Source organism: Klugiella xanthotipulae (assembly GCF_006716695.1).
GTDB classification, from domain to species: Bacteria; Actinomycetota; Actinomycetes; order Actinomycetales; family Microbacteriaceae; genus Klugiella; species Klugiella xanthotipulae.
The window spans coordinates 67,229-84,135 of record NZ_VFPN01000002.1; the positions used below are offsets into that span (position 1 = coordinate 67,229).

A 16,907-nucleotide genomic window follows, 5' to 3' on the forward strand; every position below is an offset into this window, starting at 1 on the left:
TACACTGGTCCGTATGGCATCCGGCGACGACGTTACACTTCTCAGCTATGAGGAGGCACGCGACCAACTGGTTGATGTGGTCTCCCAACTCGAACAGGGCACAGCAACTCTCGAAGAGTCACTCACCCTGTGGGAGCGCGGAGAAGCCCTCGCCACCCGCTGCGAAGAGTGGCTGCTCGGAGCAAAGAAACGGCTTGAGGCCGCACGTACTGGGGCGGACAGCCAGGCGAACGCCGAATGAGCACCAAGCCACCCCGCGTTGTCGCCGAGCTCGGCCGGCCAGAAACCGCCGCTGAGACCGCCGCCCGCAAAGCCGAAAACTCACGGCTCTACCGCTCCCGCAAGACCATCAACAACCTGGTCCTCTCCCTGCTGGCCTGCCTGGCGGCCGTCGTTATCATCGTGCTGGCTGTTCCCCGGGGTAACTACACTGCCGAGCGCGATGTTGATTACGTACAGGTGGCCGCCGACTCTCAACCGAGTATTGAGCAGACGCTCATTGTTCCCGAACTCCCCGATGGCTGGAAAGCCAACATCGCCGAGCTGCGGCACTCCTCGGCCGACGACGTCACCTCGTGGTACGTGGGCTGGGTCACCCCCGAGGAGAACTTCGCCGCGCTTAGCCAGGGTTTCAACGCCAACGAAAACTGGGTCGCAACGCAGCTAGAAAGATCCCTCGCAACGGGCACCGAACAGATCGGAGGTTTCACCTGGACGGTCTATGACCACAGGGACAGCCGGGACGACACGGGAAATGTTGACTACGCCCTCACCACCGTTGCGCAGGACAGCAGCTACGTGGTCTACGGCACGGCACCACTGGAAGATATTCACCTTCTGGCACAGAGCGTTGCCGATCACATCGCACAGCAGGAGGGCTAGATCGTGACGACGGGGAGACGCCTCACGCCTGCTGAGGTCTGGCGGGAGATGAAAACGGGGAATGATCGCTTTGTGGAGGGCTCGCCCGAGCATCCACGGCAGGATGTTGAGCATCGGGTCGCCACCCACCGATCCCAGAACCCCACCGCGGCGCTCTTCGGTTGCTCCGACTCCCGTCTCGCCGCCGAGATCATCTTCGATAAGGGCCTCGGCGATCTTTTTGTCGTGCGGAACGCGGGCCATGTGGTGTCCGATAGTGTCATCGGTTCGCTGGAGTACGCCGTTGCGGTACTCGATATCTCACTGATTGTGGTCCTCGCACACGATGAGTGCGGCGCGGTCACCGCCGCCGTTGAGTCACAGCGGAAAAACCCGGCGCTCCTACCCCCCAAGATCGCGGGCCAGATCCGGCCGATTATCCCTGCGGTACAGGCCGTCTGGTTGCGCGATAATCCCAGCACGCCCTACGTTGACCCCGACAAGATCGACGCCTTTGATGTGGGCCGTTTTCATCTGCGTGGCTGTGTTGCCGAGCTCCTCCGTGGGTCAGAGTTGATCAGTGAGGCTGTCGCCAACGGCGCCCTCGGAATCGTCGGTGCCAATTATCGGCTACTGGAAGGTCGCGCGGAACCCAGCGTCGCCATCGGCCAAATTGACACCGACAGCTAGGTGTCGGCCCACGGCAACACCCCATGACTCTTTCCCTCACACAATTCACACCCCGACAGTAAGGACGTCACAGCGTGGTTGACACACACGAGTACCGCATAGAGCACGACACCATGGGCGAGGTGCGCGTTCCTCGAACTGCCCTCTACAGCGCTCAGACGCAGCGCGCCGTCGAGAACTTCCCCATTTCTGGGGCGGGCCTCGAATCTGCCCAGATCGCCGCCCTCGCCCGTATTAAGAAGGCCGCGGCCCTGGCCAACGCTGAGCTCGGTGTGATTGAGGTCGCGATTGCGAACGCCATCGCGCAGGCAGCCGACCAGGTCATCACGGGTGACTTTGACGAGCAATTCCCCATTGACGTCTACCAGACCGGCAGCGGAACCTCCTCCAATATGAACATGAACGAGGTATTGTCCACCCTCGCCACGCAAGCACTCGGCTCCCCCGTGCACCCCAATGACCACGTCAATGCCTCGCAATCATCCAACGACGTGTTCCCTACATCGGTTCACGTCGCCGTCACGGGTGCACTCATTAACGACCTTATCCCGGCCCTCGACCACCTCGCGATTGCCCTCGAAAAGAAGGCCGTCCTGTGGAAGGATGCCGTCAAGTCCGGCCGCACCCACCTCATGGATGCCACCCCGGTCACCCTGGGCCAGGAGTTTGGCGGTTATGCTGCACAAATCCGCCTGGGCATCGAGCGAGTCCAGTCGGCTCTCCCCCGCGTCGCCGAGGTTCCCTTGGGCGGAACCGCAGTGGGAACGGGTATCAATACACCCACCGGTTTCCCCCAGAAAGTCATCGCCAAACTCGCCGCCGAGAGCGGTCTCCCGATCACGGAAACCCGTAACCACTTCGAAGCCCAGGCCAACCGTGATGCGCTCGTAGAGGCCTCCGGTGCCCTCCGGGTGATCGCGGTGAGCCTCACCAAGATTAACAATGATCTGCGCTGGATGGGGTCCGGCCCTAACACCGGACTCGGCGAGATCCATATCCCCGATCTGCAGCCCGGATCGTCAATCATGCCAGGGAAGGTCAACCCGGTTATCCCCGAGGCTGTCCTGATGGTCGCCGCCCGGGTGATCGGCAACGACGCAACAATTGCCTGGGGTGGCGCCTCAGGGCTGTTTGAGCTGAACGTGGCTATTCCCGTCATGGGCACGGCCTTGCTTGAGTCAATTCGTCTCCTGGCGAACTCATGCCGTGTCCTGGCCGATAAAACTGTTGACGGGCTGACAGCCAACCTGGAGCACGCACGGGCCCTGGCCGAGTCATCCCCCTCGATCGTCACCCCGCTTAACCGCGTGATCGGGTATGAGGCCGCGGCCAAAATCGCCAAGTACTCTGTGGCCCAGAAAATCACGGTGCGTGAGGCCGTAGTTGCCCTGGGCTATGTGGAGCGCGGTGAGGTCACCGAGGAGCAGCTAGACAGCGCTCTCGATGTGACAAAGATGACCGGCCCCGGCCTGTAATCACTCACAGACGTGAGGCCCCCGAGACGATCTCAGGGGCCTCACTCGCGCACCGCGAACTACTCGCCGGGACGCATCCGCTCATACACCTTTTTACAGTCGGGACAAACCGGAAACTTTTCGGGGTCGCGACCAGGAGTCCATTTTTTGCCACACAACGCCCGAACGGGCTTACCCGTAAGGGCGGATTCGAGGATCTTATCCTTCTTCACGTAGTGGGAGAATCGCTCATGATCACCCTCCTCAATGCCCTCCTGGTTCAGAAGCTCTTCGAGCTCCCGGTCAAGGACGTCGGTAGAGCCCCCCGTAAGTGGAGAGGGTTGATTGTGAGATGAAGGTAGAACAACCATAGCCAGTAGTGTACAGCCTTCGCCTGATGACACTGTGGCCACTGCCCAAACGGTTTAGTCGGAGAGCTGGGCGACAGTGAGGAGTTCGGCGGCGCGACGATCAAAAAGCTTTCCCCCGGCAAAGATACCCACCAGCAGCACGACAAGACCCCACAGGAATCCGCCGACAATGGTGTAGAGATTGTAGCTTTCATCATCGAAGACAGCGATGCACCCCAGGACAGCGACGGGGCTCGACAGGAGAAGGGTGCAGAGCAGGCTAGCCAGCTGCGAAAGTCCCGCACGCGTACCGGCAGACTGCGGCTGCACAAAGGGGCTGTCCCCTGGCCGCGTGGCGGCGTAGGGCAGCAGCACCGAGAACAGGCTCGACACCCCGCTGCCCACCAGGAGGACACAGGAGCTCACGCCGATGGTTGCGGGAAGAACCCTCCAATCGTCATAAAAATACACGCTGACAGTGCTACCGATCACCACGAGTGGAACACCAAGAAGAAGCACGGGCAACAGCCGACCGCGACGATCGTCGATCCCCCGGGTTGCGGCAGAGACGTGCGTCCAGATGGCGGTACTATCCCAGGCCACATCGTTGTGCACAAACCACGAGAGGAAGAGGCAGGCAACGGGTAGCGGAATGAGAGCCATATACCGGGCGTCGGCCCCTGCAACAAGCAACGGGATGATCATAGCAACCGGCACAAATGGGATAACGGCGAGAGAGACCCGGTACCGGGGATCACGGATCCAATAGGTCACACTTCGCGCGCCGATCACACCAGCAACAGTCGGCACCAGCCGGTCAAACCATCCCAGTCCAGAGCGGACAATACCCGGGCGCGCGGGACGGGAAATTCGGGTCATCATGGAGCCAACCAGGAGCCGCCACAGCACAGCCAGCACCACCACGTAGCCAGCACTCATGCCCAAGTGGATCAGAGCGTCCGTGGTTTCACCGACAGCAGCCTCGAGTGGAGCGCTAAATCCAGACCCGAGCGGGGTCCAGGCAAGTACTGTCGCTACCTCCGTGAGAAAAGCCCTGCCCTCCGTTGCCCAGTTGAGTGTGGTCAGCACAAAAATCAGGGGCAGCATCCCCAGGAGGAGAAGCCCCGCAATGACATTCAGCCCGTCGCGGGCCCGTCGCGACGAAAAGATATAGGCGGCGATACTGGTCGCTATGCGCGCCGATAGCACGGCAGCCAGGGTAACTAGAAGCACCGAAATAGCCGCAATTGTCAGCGCAAGCGAGTCGTCCAGCCACATGACAAGACTCCCGAGCAGCGCAACCACCAGCATGAGGGTGGGCAGGCTGAGGAGTGCGGCCATCCACAAGCCGGTGGCGATTCGCCCGCGACTGGCCGGATACATCGCGAACTGGCGTGGGTCAAGCGCGGTACCACGCAAAAAGATTGGGATGATGAAGCTGAGCCCAACGAGTAGCGAACCACCAATTGTCAGAAGCTGTGGAAGATCCACGACGAGGACATTGCGCAGGTTGCCGGCTACCCACACAGCACCCGCAGCCGAGGTCGCACCCGCAAGGGTCCACAGGATAAAAGCGAGGTTTCCACGGCGCGTTCGTCGAAACGAGTTAGCCAGGATCCTCAGCTTTAGTCGGAGAATCCGTGCAACCATTCCAGGCCTTCTGTTCGCGTGTCGGGTCCGGTTAGCTCCAGGAAACGGCTTTCGAGGGTTCCCTCACCGCGAACGTCATCGACAGTTCCTGCGGCAACAACGTTGCCCTGCACGATCACGGCCACGTGGTCACACACCCGCTGGATGAGCTCCATACTGTGGCTAGAGATGAGCACACTACCGCCTCCGGCCACAAATTTCTCTAACAGCTCGGTCACCGTTGCCGCCGACACAGGGTCAATCGACTCGAACGGCTCGTCCAGCACCAGGATGCGCGGCGAGTGGATCATCGCTGTAGCGAGGGCAATCTTCTTCTGCATGCCGGCAGAGTAGTCAGAAACAAGCCGTCCGAGAGCAGTTTCCAAACCTAGAGCGCTCGATAACTCAGCGGCGCGCTGGGTCACGGTCCGTTCATCGAGCCCGTGCAGAATTCCTGAGTAGTACAGCAACTGCGCACCCGTCAGTCGGTCAAAGAGCCGCAGGCGATCAGGTAGTGCACCCACCAGTCGCTTGGCATCGGGCGAATTCGCCCACATGTCGGTGCCCAAGATCATGATGGTTCCCGAGGTGGGCCGCAGCAGACCCGTTACCATCGACAGGGTTGTCGTCTTACCGGCACCGTTGGGACCCACAAAGCCGTAGAAGGAACCCGCGCGAATCTCCAGGTTGACACTATCGACGGCAATACTGGAGCCGAAGCGCTTCGATAGCCCAAATGTAGACAGCACAACGGGCTGCCCTGCGGTTGCCTCTGCGCGCTCACGGGCCCGCTGAATACTCGGCTGAACCTCGGTGCGATCAGGATCCGTGCGAGGTCGCGACGAGGTCGTATATTCAAACGACTCCTCGACCTCATCCTCAATGCTCGTCACGATAATGGGGAGATTTTCACTCCGTTCCGTGCGAGTGATAAAGCTACTGGGAAGCGTCTCCTCAATCGGCTGGGTGACCGGACGGTTCGTGTTGGGCTGAGTCACCGATACGGGGTCGGCTGAGGGCACCGGGGCCGTGGCGCTGGAGGGCATCGGGGCAGAACCGGGTGCGGGTGCCGATATCTGATCCACACGAGTCCGGCTTACATTGGAGGGTGCAGTAAAAAACAATGCCGACCCAGCGGAGGCCGCTCCGGCGGAACCGAGTGGTGCGGTCGAACCCGGAAGTGGGTCTGCGGGAACATCCTCAGCAATCACCTGGGGTGGCCGCGTGGAGGAGTGCTCATCCACACGCGAGAGCAGGGATTCCTGCGGTGAGTTTTCGGCCGCAGAACGAGAGGTCGCCGACTCGTCAAAGTATCCGTAAAGCACCTCAAGCGGGTCAAGTACGGGAGCCTCGTCGGCGAGAGACTCGGCTTTCTTCGCGTCGTGACGAGAAGGCACGATTGTCTCATCGCTCTCACTCGTGTCACAGGAACCCGACGTCGAAAAGCCCTCGCGTCCGGTCAGCGCGGCTGAGGGTTGGCGCAGCCCTGAACTGTCGTGTGTGGCAAATTCGTCATCGCCATCGTCATCGTGATTGCCCTGAGGCATAGGAACCGCTGTAAACACATCAACAAAACCATCGTCTGTGTCGTCAAGGGCCACAATATCAACTTCAGCAACGCTGAACGACTCGGCAGGTATAGCTTCTGAATCCACCCGCTCTAAACTCATCGGTTCGGACACCGTGGGGTCAGGCGTCTCCGGCCCCTCAGATGTTGTGAGCTCTCCCGGGTCGACACCAACCGACACACCAGCAACCGTGTCTTCTATGTCATCGTCCAAGTCCTCCGCGGCAGCGCTTTCGCCATCATCGGAAGTGGACCCCAAAACGGCAGCTACATCAATCGGGTCTGAGCTTTCAGAAGAAGAGTCTTCTTCGACGGGAGCACTCTGAGTTTCCGTGCCACTGTCCGGGAGCGATATCGAACCATCTAATTCGGGGCTATCCTCCCCCTCAGCATCGTCGTCCATTTCGGTGGACACCGAATTGTTCTCAACGAGGATTGGTTCCTCATCAACAGCATCAGACCCGAGATCAGATATCTGATCATCGTCGTCATGGCTGGTCTCGCCGGATAAATTTTCCTTGGAATTTCCTGGGAGTGTGGAGCCGTCTGTGACAATAGAGGACTCCATCGTCAATTTCGCCTTCCCCCCACGGTGCGCACTCTCCGTCGCGCTCGCTAAAACATCGACTTCGGCAACTACGGATGTCTCCCCCGACACACCAGCCCTACGCTGTGGTCGCTTGCGCGGATATCGGCTCCTCTTTGCCGCCTGTTCAGCTTCAGATTCCGCTGTTTCTGGGGTATCCGAGGACCCGGAGGTCTCGCCCAGGGAGACCTCTTCACCGGCTGATTTCTGGCCATCCCGATCGTCCGTTTTATCCTCGGGCGCACTGGTGTCGCCGAGGGGTGCGGCGGAAGAATCGGAGGTCACCAGGCAAATCTATCAAAGCTCTAGAGACGACGCGAACAAGTGACCTTCCGCGCCAATAGCGCCCCCAAGAATTATCACAAATTCACTACAGTCACAGAATAAAACAGCATCCTGACACCATGTTCGCTACAGTTTAAGGAACACGATGGAGTGCCTTTATTTGTTCGTCGTCTTGCTGTTACCTATTGTGACGGCGCAGAATCCCCCCGCAACCAGTTTTGGAGAAAACACGTGAGCCTTCAGGTAGTCATACTTGCCGCCGGAATGGGAAGCCGCCTTGGGCGCTCCCTCCCGAAGCCGCTGACCGAGTTGAACGATGGTCGCTCCATCATGCGTCAACAGCTGGACAACATCAACGAGGCTTTTGGGCCGTCCGTCCCCGTCACGGCCGTTGTAGGGTACCGATCAGAGGAGATCGTTGACCGCTTCCCCGAGATGAGCTTCGTCTACAACGAGCAGTACGACCAAACCAACACGTCGAAGAGCCTGTTACGCGCGCTCAAAGCCTCGGGTAAGGGTGGAGTTCTCTGGATGAACGGTGACGTCGTCTTCGATCCCATTATCCTGACCCGTGCCGCCAGCATCATCGCCCGCGATCAGTCCATGGTCACAGTCAACACCTCCTCCGTTTCCGATGAAGAGGTTAAATACACCGTTACCGCCGAAGGCTTCATTAACGAGTTATCCAAGACCGTACGTCGTGGCGCGCTGGGCGAAGCGGTAGGTATCAACTTTATCTCGTCACGCGATAAGGCTGCACTCATTCATCATTTGGGCCGCGTGCGCAACGACGATTACTTCGAACGTGGTTTAGAGTTGGCTATTGAGCACGACCGGGTGCTTTTAGAACCAATGGATATTTCTGACCTGTACGCGGTTGAGGTGGACTTCGCAGAAGACCTCGAGAGGGCAAACCTCTTCGTCTAAGGCTGAAATGCCGCAGAAGGAAGACAGTGAGCGAAGCTCTCGGAGCACAGCGTAAGCATCACTCGCGCTGGGCCGGTTATTGGCGGCCACTTTCTCTCCTCACGCGACGTGACCTCAAGGTTCGCTACTCGACGTCCGTACTCGGATACCTGTGGTCGATCCTGGACCCGCTGGTTATGTCGCTCATCTATTGGTTTGTTTTTACCCAGGTATTTGACCGCTCGGTGGGCACAGAACCGTACCTCGTCTTCCTGCTCACCGCACTATTGCCCTGGGTGTGGTTCAACGGTGCTGTCTCCGACTCGACCAAGGCGTTTCTCAAGGATGTCAAGCTGGTTCGCTCGCTCTCCCTTCCGCGCTCCATCTGGGTCCACCGGATCGTGGCGTCCAAAGGGATCGAGTTTTTGCTGAGCATACCCGTGGTGGCTATCTTTGCCATCCTCACGGGAGCGCACCTGAGCCCCTACGTCCTCCTCTTTCCCTTAGCAGTGCTAATGCAGGCAGCACTCATCGGGGCGCTAGGACTCATCTTGGCACCGCTCGTGGTCTTTTTTCGCGACCTGGAGCGCGCCACCAAGCTGGTGCTGAGGTTCCTGTTCTACGCATCCCCCATCATCTACGGCACCGTGGATCTGCCGGACCAGATTGAACCCTGGGCTGCCCTCAATCCCCTCAGCGGAATTTTCTCACTGTACCGGGCTGCGTTCTTCCCCGATCAGCTGGACTGGATACTTGTCACCGGCTCCGCTGCGGTCACACTTGTGCTGTGCCTCGTGGGCGCGTTCGTCTTCCGACGCACGATCGGCACCGCCCTGAAGGAGCTCTAAAGACATGCCACAGAACCTTCCGGAACCTGTCATCGTTGCCGATAATCTTGGCATCCACTTCAAGCGGAATCGTCGCCGACGACGCAACTTCAAAGACCTTTTTGCGGGGCAGCGTCGGCGATCACGCCCCGGTGAGTTCTGGGCGCTACGAAACATCAGCTTTACGGTTCAGCCGGGCGAAGCCATTGGGGTAGTTGGACGCAACGGAAACGGGAAATCAACCCTCCTGAAACTCGTAGCCGGCGTACTCTTTCCCGATGAGGGGAGCGTGCACGTCAGCGAAGGTGTCGCTCCACTGATCGAAATTACGGGTGGTTTTGTAGGCGATCTGACGGTGCGTGACAATGTGTACCTGACCGCGGGATTGCACGGTCTCTCTACCCGTGAAGTCAACCAACTCTTTGACGAGATCATCGCCTTCGCGGAGTTGGAAGACGTTGTTGATACCCCCTATAAGCACCTGTCCAGCGGGATGAAGGTGCGCATTGCTTTTGCCGTTATCTCCCGACTTGACGAACCGATTCTGCTCGTCGATGAAGTACTTGCGGTGGGCGATAAGGCCTTCCGAGACAAATGCCACACCAAGATCCGCCAGTTACTCGCCGAGGGTAAGACGCTCTTCCTTGTTTCACACAATGAAAAGGACCTCACCACCTTCTGCACGCGCGGCCTCTACCTCAACAAAGGCGAGCTAGTCGCAGACGGCCCGATCGACGAGATTATCGCGCGCTACAACGCCGATAATGAGTCGGCATCAAAATCTTCAGAGCCGTGAGACATCCGCGTTGGTGCGGCTGGCTCGACGCCCTGTCCCGAGCGCAGCTTCCATTCGTCCCAGTCGCTGAGCATTCGCTCAATGGCCGCGTGGAATCGCGCTGTGGGAGCCCCTGGAGTGGTATCGCCAAAGTGATGGTGTGACCAGGTAGCCAGGCGATCCTGAGCCACCTCATCGGTAAGGAGGACGTCTACGCGACACAGGATATCCGTCGCCTCGCTCGCCTCCAGCCACTCGCACTGGCTGAGATAGCCGGAGATATCAACATCGGCCTCCTGGCTTACCGGACGGGTAACAAACAGGGGACGCCCCACGGCCAGGCGGTCATATACCATAGCGGAAACATCAGAGATAGCAACATCAGCATCCAGAATCTGCCAGCCGAGCTCACGCCCGTTGTCAAAGAAGTGATGAGCGGAGGGGGTGGCTTTGTTTTCCTCAGCAATCATGCGAATGATCTGCTGATTAGCCTCGCCGTAACCGGGGTCAACAGCCCCACTGCGCGGGTGCGGCCGATACACCACACGGTGTCGGGGACTTGCGAGCAGGGCCCGAACGAGGGGAACACCGTGGCTCACGATTGAGCCGTAAGCAGCGGCCGGGCGGTCACCCTCCCAGGTGGGAGCGTAAAGCACCGTGATCCGGTCATCTTTCGGATAGGGCACAGCACCGATGAAGTGATCGGTCTGCGGGCGGCCGATCTGAATAGTTTTCGCGTCCAGATCGAAGTTCCAAAGGGCCTTACCCAACCGCGAGCGGGCAGCCTCACCGGCAATCAAGCTGTAGTCATAAGTCTTGAACTGGTTGGTGCTCATATACATTTTGTCGCTCTCACCGTGGTTGATGAAAACGTGCCACATCTGCCCATAACGCATCATTTGGAAGTTACGGGTGTTCTGATTGACGTAAAAGACCAGTTGGATGCTCTGCTCGGCAACAACCCGCTCAATATCTACAATTTTGGGAGCATAGGCGACCTCGAGATCCGTCTCCTCCATCACGACGCGAGCACCGCCGGCCGTGCGGGCGATCACAAGAACGGGCCACTTCCGTGACACCAAAGCGAGGGGAGCATACCACTGGCGCAGCTGGTAGGCGTTCACTCGGTCATCCGCGAAGTAGACAGCAATGCGAAAGCGGCCTGACGGAAGTTCACCCCGCTCGCTGAGGAGCGCCAGAGTGTCTGCGCGGTCACGACGACGACGCAGAGCCTTTCGTACAAGGTTTGCGGCGCGCCGAACATCTTTCGCCAGATTCACGGTTACTAGCGTAGCCTCCCGGCGAACCTCCTCGTGACCAGGCTGGTAATTCGGTAGCAAATTGTGACCGGTTCCCACGGGAACCCTCGTTCATGACAAGATCAAGTGGTGCAGAATGATGTGGCAGCTGAGAAGGCTGACGACGAGGTCTCCCGGATGCCTGGAGTGAGCTACGTGGTCCCCGTCCTCAATGAGGAGAAGTACATTGCCGATTCCATTCGTGCGATCCTGGCCCAAGACTACAACGGGGCGCAGGAGCTCATTCTCGCTCTGGGGCCCTCCACAGACCGCACAGAGGATATCGTGCGCGAGATCGCGAGCACCGACGAGCGCATCACTGTCGTCACCAACCCGCGGGTCGATATCCCGGCCGGGCTGAACATTGCAATCAGCCGCAGTACGCAACCCATCGTTATCCGTGTGGATGCCCACTCCGAGTTGAGCGCCAACTACACCACCGACGGCGTACGCAGTCTGCTCGACAATGGGGTGGCGAACGTTGGCGGCATCATGCATGCTCGCGGTCGCACCCCTTTTCAAAACGCTATCGCCCGGGCCTATAACAGCCCGTTTGGCCTGGGTGGAGCCGCCTATCACGGCAGCGGCGAGGCCGGGCCAGCCGAGTCTGCCTACCTGGGCATATTTCGCCGCGAGGTGTTGCACGAAGTGGGCCTCTACGATGAGTCGATCCGGCGCGGTGAGGATTGGGAGCTCAACCTCCGCATCCGCCAGGCCGGCCACACCGTCTGGTTTGACCCTGCCCTCAGTGTGACGTATTGGCCCCGCGACACCTGGGGCAATCTGGCCCGCCAATTTGCCGCAACGGGAACGTGGCGCGCCGAACTTGTCCGTCGCTACGGGGGTAAAAACCCCTGGCGCTTCTTCGTCCCCCCTCTGCTCGTCCTCACCTGGTTCCTCAGCCTACTCATTGCCGGGCTACAGCTCACGGGAGTCTTCAGCCCCCTCTCCTCAGCACTCGCGAGCGTCGTATACGCGGGGCCAGCCCTGTACCTCCTTGCGCTCATCGTGGTGTCACTCCGGATGCCGGGGCCACTCACCCTCCGCGACCGCTTTTACAGCCTGGTCGTCTTTGCCACAATGCACCTCAGCTGGGGATTCGGCTTCCTGGTGGGCATCGTGCGCGGTGGACACCACTCCGTAGACACCTCGCGGACGACAGCACCCCGGGAGCGGTAGCGTCACACGCGACGCCCGTATCAGGGCACCCGGTCAGATCCGACCCTCCCGGCGCAGGCGGTCAACGACACGGCGTGACGCGTGACCGTCATCGTGCGCGTTAAAATCAGTTTTCCACCGGGCATAGCGCTCGGCGAAAGCAGCGCGGTTCTCCTCGACGCCCAGTACAGCATCCACCAGCTCATCAGCGTTATGGGTAAGCGGGCCGGGAGCGCGCGCACGAATATCGAAGGTGAAGCCGCGTTCCTGCTCCTCGTAGCGCTCCAGGTCGGGAACGAAAAACACGAGGGGACGATCAGCGATGGTTGCGTCAAACATCACGGAAGAATAGTCGGTAATGACCACATCACTCGCGACTATGAGATCGGCGAGTTCCGGGTAGCGAGACAGATCGCGCACACCGCCAGTTTCGCTGTAGCGACCAACGATGTGGGTCCTGCTGTGACTGCGGACCAGGACCACCCAATCGTCCCCCAGCCTCTCCGCTAACTGCACTACACTCGCTGGGCCGACGAGCTCGGGTACACCCTCACGCCAGGTGGGAGCGTAGAGGGCAACCCGCTTTCCCTGGGGAATCTGCAGCGCCAGACGGGCAACGTCACGATCACCACTCACGAGCGCATCGTTACGGGGATAGCCGACCTGCCAGAGCGGACCTCGATAGGCATATGAGGTTCGGAAGATGCGTGTGCTATGGGCATTCTGTGAGAGCAGGATGTCCCACCGACGGCTTTCCAGAATCACCGCAGCACCCTGACGTGCTCTCACGCCAGGGCGACTGAGAGCGAGCTTCTTGAGCATGGTGCCGTGCCAGGTCTGCAACACCGTTTGGAAGGGCCGCGGACGCCAGCGCTTGCGCAGCCAATCGTTCACAACAAGAAGCCTGGCGGTGCCGCGCACCCGCCACCACTCCTCACTACCCTCCACAATCGGAGTGGCACCGGCGGGGACCTCCACGGAGAGATCCTGCACACTCCAGTAGCGGCGTATGCCGGGAAGCTGGCGGGCAATTTCACGGTCAAGCGCCGCCGGGTTACACGTGGCGACCCGGCCATAGAAGCTCTCAAAAAAGACGGCGTTCTCGGGGACGACCTTCGCGGTCCGATACCGCGCCTCGCGTTCGGCCTGGGTCGTGGACGAGAGCTCGCCTGGCTGAAGGGGTGGGCCGAGGGCCACCCGGAGAGCGCCCGCAGCATCCGACCCAACCGTCACCGCACACCATGCGGTGATAGTGGTGAACTCGGAGCCTGTCGTCTGGGCCAGCTCGGGGGCTGCTCCCTCACCGCGGACGAGGCGCACCTCGTAGTCGCCTGAGGGCGGGGGTAACTCGCTACGACCCCAGAGGGAGGCCCGGAGCCGGATAGCGGCACTCCAGCGATCAGCGTGAACCACCGTATCCGCCCCCCGCTCATCATGCATTCCCTGAAGCACAACCCGGGTCACCGGGGCATGACCGTCAACCACACGACCCGTCACGGTCACGACGGGGTCGTCCACATCCTCAAGGCGCAACTCAACACCCCGGCCAGGCTCCGGCTCGGGGAAAACCGGTGGGGGCGGAGTAACCGGTGCGTGTGGAGACTCGTGCAGGCTCGGGAACATCGAACCGAGCCGGTGTAACAGCACCTCATCCACCACCCGCTCGGCACTCGGTGTGGAACCCCGACGGTAGCGAAAGTGGCGCTCAGCCAAACGCACCGAGCGAGCACGAGCTTCGGCCAGTGCTTCGGGGCGTGATCCCAGATCAGCCAAGCGATCCACGACCCCAGACCAGGTGGTGACATAGCTACGCTCGGTTGTCACCGGATAGGGCTCGTAGAGCCCTCGGGAGCGCTCATAGCGGGCCAGATCTGGTGCGAACCACACGACAGGCTCTCCCGTGAGCGAAAAGTCGAAGGCGATGGACGAGTAGTCGGTAACGACGGCGTCAAAACCAGCGAGAAATGGCATGATATGCGGTGCACGGTCGGACCCGAGAAGATGAAGGTGAGTGCTCGCGGCGACCCCCGTGAGGTAGTCCCCTACGCCCAGAGGGTGCGAACGAACGACCAGATGGTACGCGTGAGCCACCGCATGCTCGCGAATCATCCGCCACTCGGTTGGCGTAGGGATCGCTGGGTCTACCTCACCATCGCGCCAGGTGGGGGCGTAGAGCACCAAGCGATGGTCGTCGGGAATCTGAGTGCCCAACATGGTCAGTACGGCTTCCCTGGCCTCGGCATGCAGCCGAGCCGGATCCTCTACGAGAAGAACATCATTACGCGGATCCCCCGTGATCGCAATCTGCGCTCTGGACAGGCGGAAAGCCGTGTGGATGCGGGCAGCGGCGGTCTCGGACGCCACCGAAAAGATCGAAAGAGAACGGCCGCCCCTGGCATACATGGCTGTAAGCAGACGGCGGGCTCCCCCCGGAAGACGGGAGCCTAGTTGGGTTGTCACGGGCGAATCCAGATGCAGTTTTTTGAGCGGAATACCGTGCCACAGCTGCACAACCGTGGCACCCAGCACACCATAGCGATTGACATCGCCAAAACCGTGGGTTATTACGATTGTTCCGGCGCGCAGCGTAAACCATAGGCCACGCAGGCTCGTCTTCGAGGCCGTGGGGATACCCTGAGCTACCGCAGACTGACGTTCCCCTGCCGAACTCACCAGCCATACACGCTGGTGAGCGGGAAGTTTATGCCCCACGGCACGGTACACCTCAAGAGCACCCTCGCCGACCCCCGAGCCCGAAGCAAATACCCACCGCTCGGACGAACGCGGAATGCAGAGAGAAAGCAGGCCACCGGCGAGATAAAGCGGCAGCCCGAGAAGCTTACGAAGGTTTCCCTGGCCAAAGGTGAACCGTTGCACTCGCGCCTCATGTTCCGTGTTGTCGCTACGGGGCGAACTCATTTTCGCCCCGCTCTACCGTATCGCTTTTGCGCCGCTCCACCCAGCATAAAGACCCCGCCACATTATGCGACGGGGTCCTATGCGGTTCTCTACCTAGAGTGTCCCGAGAGTGACCTCTGTGGTTCCGGCTTTACCCCCTCGCACGTAGCTCACCTCGGCTGTACTCCCGCCAGCGAGATACCGAACAAGAGCGGTGAGGTCGGTGCCGTTGGTAACGGGGGCACCGTTGAACTTGACGATGGTGTCGCCGGAGACAAGACCCGCCTTGGCTGCGGCCCCGCCCGGTGTCACATCTCGAATGACGGCACCGGCAATCGTAGCCGTGGTGTCCTGGCTCGAATCCGAGATGGTGGCACCCAGCAGACCGTGTGACACCTTGGTACCGTCAATCAGGTCCTGTGCCACGCGCTTGGCCAGGTTGACCGGGATGGCAAAGCCAAGACCCACGCTTCCTGCCGTGCCGCTGTCGGAGGTGGATGTACTCGCGATAGCCACATTGATCCCGATAAGTTTGCCGTTCTTATCGAGAAGCGCACCACCGGAGTTACCAGGGTTAATCGAGGCATCCGTCTGGATCACGGGAAGGGCCACGTAGTTCAAGGTGCCACCCGACGAACTGGACTGGTCATCCAGATCAAAGTTCCACAGGTCTAGCGGGTTGCTTGGGTCTTTCTCCTTGTTGGGCGTTGTGTCCTGCTCCGGGTCACTCGGTGCCTGGGTAGAACCCACCGTGATGCCTCGGTTCAGGGCGCTCACGACACCACTCGTGACGGTGCCGGGCAGGCCGAGGGGTGCACCGATGGCGACCGTCAGATCTCCCACATTAAGCTTCTCCGAGTTGCCAAACTCGATCGAGGGCAGGTTGCTATCCTTGACTTTGATAACAGCAAGGTCCGCGTAGGGATCGGTGCCCACAACCGTGGCGGGGAGGATGCGACCGTCGCTCGTGTGCACACGAATGACGGCATCCTTACCGGCACCATCCAAACTGACTACGTGATTGTTCGTGAGGATGTGGCCGTTATCATCAATGACGACGCCCGATCCGCTTCCCGCAACGCTTGAAGACTGCACCGTGATGGTTACCACGCTCGGCATCGCCTTCGCGGCAATAGCTGTCACCTCAGAGACGCTGTCCTCATTATTGACCGTGATGGTCTGTGGACCGTTGTTAGCGCTAAACGCGCCCGACCCCTGGGCGTTAATGAGTGCGGTCATTCCCGCCCCCGCACCGCCACCCAGAAGGGCCCCAATAGCCAGGCCAGCAATCCATATGCTCGCCCGCTTATTTTTCTTCTTTTCCGGGCCTTCCAACGTGGTAACACCAAACGCGGCACCCTCGCTGGCATCGGACACGAAACCGGGATGACCGTATGTACCCCCGTGAGCAGGAGGGATCGGGCCACCCACTGTGGCCCCAGGGGGCTGAGGAATCGTCTGGGCCGGGATGTTCTGCGGGGCAGCCGCAACACCGGGGGCTGCATAGGGTGATGCTCCCGTGGGCTGGACCAGTCCCGGCTGGACGGGGGCGCCCGTCTGCTGTGATGGCATCGAGTGATTGTGACCCTGCTGCTGAGCCTGCGGCGGCTGACCAGAAACCAC

The 16,907-nt window shown here is 60.3% G+C and carries 14 protein-coding genes; 8 read left to right on the forward strand and 6 right to left on the reverse strand.

Features of this window, described 5'->3' with window-relative positions; all coding sequences use genetic code 11:
* Positions 1-13 precede the first annotated feature (13 nt).
* From FB466_RS06440 to FB466_RS06455, 4 genes are all read left to right on the forward strand, one after another.
* Positions 14-241 (forward strand): exodeoxyribonuclease VII small subunit, encoded by a 228-nt coding sequence (locus tag FB466_RS06440; RefSeq protein WP_141916990.1) that lies wholly within the window; start codon positions 14-16, stop codon positions 239-241.
* Positions 238-882, forward strand: coding sequence for a DUF4245 domain-containing protein (locus FB466_RS06445; protein ID WP_141916992.1), 645 nt, complete (start codon positions 238-240; stop codon positions 880-882). The genes FB466_RS06440 and FB466_RS06445 overlap by 4 nt, the downstream gene beginning before the upstream one ends.
* Positions 883-930: 48 nt before the next feature.
* On the forward strand, positions 931-1,551 hold the full coding sequence (locus FB466_RS06450) for a carbonic anhydrase (RefSeq protein ID WP_141917862.1): 621 nt from the start codon (positions 931-933) through the stop codon (positions 1,549-1,551).
* A gap of 74 nt (positions 1,552-1,625) precedes the next feature.
* The gene (locus FB466_RS06455) at positions 1,626-3,026 is read left to right on the forward strand and encodes a class II fumarate hydratase (protein ID WP_141916994.1); all 1,401 of its coding nucleotides are present in this window, start codon (positions 1,626-1,628) and stop codon (positions 3,024-3,026) included.
* A gap of 59 nt (positions 3,027-3,085) precedes the next feature.
* Here the strand turns inward: FB466_RS06455 and FB466_RS06460 are convergent, their stop codons facing one another.
* Genes FB466_RS06460 through FB466_RS13955 form a run of 3 tightly spaced genes read right to left on the reverse strand, consistent with a single transcriptional unit; the run spans position 3,086 to position 7,422 of the window.
* On the reverse strand, positions 3,086-3,376 hold the full coding sequence (locus tag FB466_RS06460; protein ID WP_141916996.1) for a DUF3039 domain-containing protein: 291 nt from the start codon (positions 3,374-3,376) through the stop codon (positions 3,086-3,088).
* Positions 3,377-3,430: 54 nt separating this feature from the next.
* Positions 3,431-5,005: a hypothetical protein gene (locus FB466_RS06465; protein ID WP_141916998.1), complete on the reverse strand. Its 1,575-nt coding sequence runs from the start codon at positions 5,003-5,005 to the stop codon at positions 3,431-3,433.
* Positions 4,981-7,422, reverse strand: a complete 2,442-nt coding sequence (locus FB466_RS13955) for an ATP-binding cassette domain-containing protein (protein WP_342777448.1) — start codon at positions 7,420-7,422, stop codon at positions 4,981-4,983. Before FB466_RS13955 ends, FB466_RS06465 begins: the two co-directional genes overlap by 25 nt.
* Before the next feature lie 231 nt (positions 7,423-7,653).
* Between FB466_RS13955 and FB466_RS06475 the strand changes: the two genes are divergently transcribed.
* From FB466_RS06475 to FB466_RS06485, 3 genes are read left to right on the forward strand one after another with little or no spacing between them, the layout of a single operon-like run.
* Complete coding sequence (locus tag FB466_RS06475; protein ID WP_141917000.1) at positions 7,654-8,349, forward strand: phosphocholine cytidylyltransferase family protein; 696 nt, start codon at positions 7,654-7,656, stop codon at positions 8,347-8,349.
* 26 nt (positions 8,350-8,375) lie between these two features.
* Positions 8,376-9,176: an ABC transporter permease gene (locus tag FB466_RS06480; RefSeq protein ID WP_141917002.1), complete on the forward strand. Its 801-nt coding sequence runs from the start codon at positions 8,376-8,378 to the stop codon at positions 9,174-9,176.
* Positions 9,177-9,180: 4 nt separating this feature from the next.
* Entirely contained in the window at positions 9,181-9,951 is a 771-nt protein-coding gene (locus FB466_RS06485) for an ABC transporter ATP-binding protein (protein WP_141917003.1), read from the forward strand.
* On the opposite strand, the gene FB466_RS06490 is transcribed toward FB466_RS06485, so the two are convergent.
* A complete protein-coding gene (locus FB466_RS06490; RefSeq protein WP_211344780.1) occupies positions 9,906-11,210 on the reverse strand; it encodes a hypothetical protein in 1,305 nt (434 codons plus the stop codon). The genes FB466_RS06485 and FB466_RS06490 overlap by 46 nt on opposite strands.
* Positions 11,211-11,318: 108 nt before the next feature.
* Between FB466_RS06490 and FB466_RS06495 the strand changes: the two genes are divergently transcribed.
* Positions 11,319-12,407, forward strand: coding sequence for a glycosyltransferase family 2 protein (locus FB466_RS06495; protein ID WP_342777449.1), 1,089 nt, complete (start codon positions 11,319-11,321; stop codon positions 12,405-12,407).
* Between the two features lie 33 nt (positions 12,408-12,440).
* Here FB466_RS06495 and FB466_RS06500 read toward each other — a convergent pair whose 3' ends face one another.
* On the reverse strand, positions 12,441-15,305 hold the full coding sequence (locus FB466_RS06500; protein ID WP_141917005.1) for a CDP-glycerol glycerophosphotransferase family protein: 2,865 nt from the start codon (positions 15,303-15,305) through the stop codon (positions 12,441-12,443).
* Positions 15,306-15,398: 93 nt separating this feature from the next.
* Positions 15,399-16,856 carry a S1C family serine protease gene (locus tag FB466_RS06505; RefSeq protein WP_170206051.1) on the reverse strand — a complete coding sequence of 486 codons (1,458 nt, stop codon included), beginning with the start codon at positions 16,854-16,856 and terminating at the stop codon, positions 15,399-15,401.
* Positions 16,857-16,907 lie beyond the last annotated feature (51 nt).

What these genes read in the sequence shown, in the direction of transcription:
- FB466_RS06440 (WP_141916990.1), top strand. Translation starts at nt 14, where the DNA reads ATGGCATCCGGCGACGACGTTACACTTCTCAGCTATGAGGAGGCACGC.
- FB466_RS06445 (WP_141916992.1), top strand. Translation starts at nt 238, where the DNA reads ATGAGCACCAAGCCACCCCGCGTTGTCGCCGAGCTCGGCCGGCCAGAA.
- FB466_RS06450 (WP_141917862.1), top strand. Translation starts at nt 931, where the DNA reads ATGAAAACGGGGAATGATCGCTTTGTGGAGGGCTCGCCCGAGCATCCA.
- FB466_RS06460 (WP_141916996.1), bottom strand. Translation starts at nt 3,376, where the DNA reads ATGGTTGTTCTACCTTCATCTCACAATCAACCCTCTCCACTTACGGGG.
- FB466_RS06465 (WP_141916998.1), bottom strand. Translation starts at nt 5,005, where the DNA reads ATGGTTGCACGGATTCTCCGACTAAAGCTGAGGATCCTGGCTAACTCG.
- FB466_RS06485 (WP_141917003.1), top strand. Translation starts at nt 9,181, where the DNA reads ATGCCACAGAACCTTCCGGAACCTGTCATCGTTGCCGATAATCTTGGC.
- FB466_RS06500 (WP_141917005.1), bottom strand. Translation starts at nt 15,305, where the DNA reads ATGAGTTCGCCCCGTAGCGACAACACGGAACATGAGGCGCGAGTGCAA.
- FB466_RS06505 (WP_170206051.1), bottom strand. Translation starts at nt 16,856, where the DNA reads ATGCCATCACAGCAGACGGGCGCCCCCGTCCAGCCGGGACTGGTCCAG.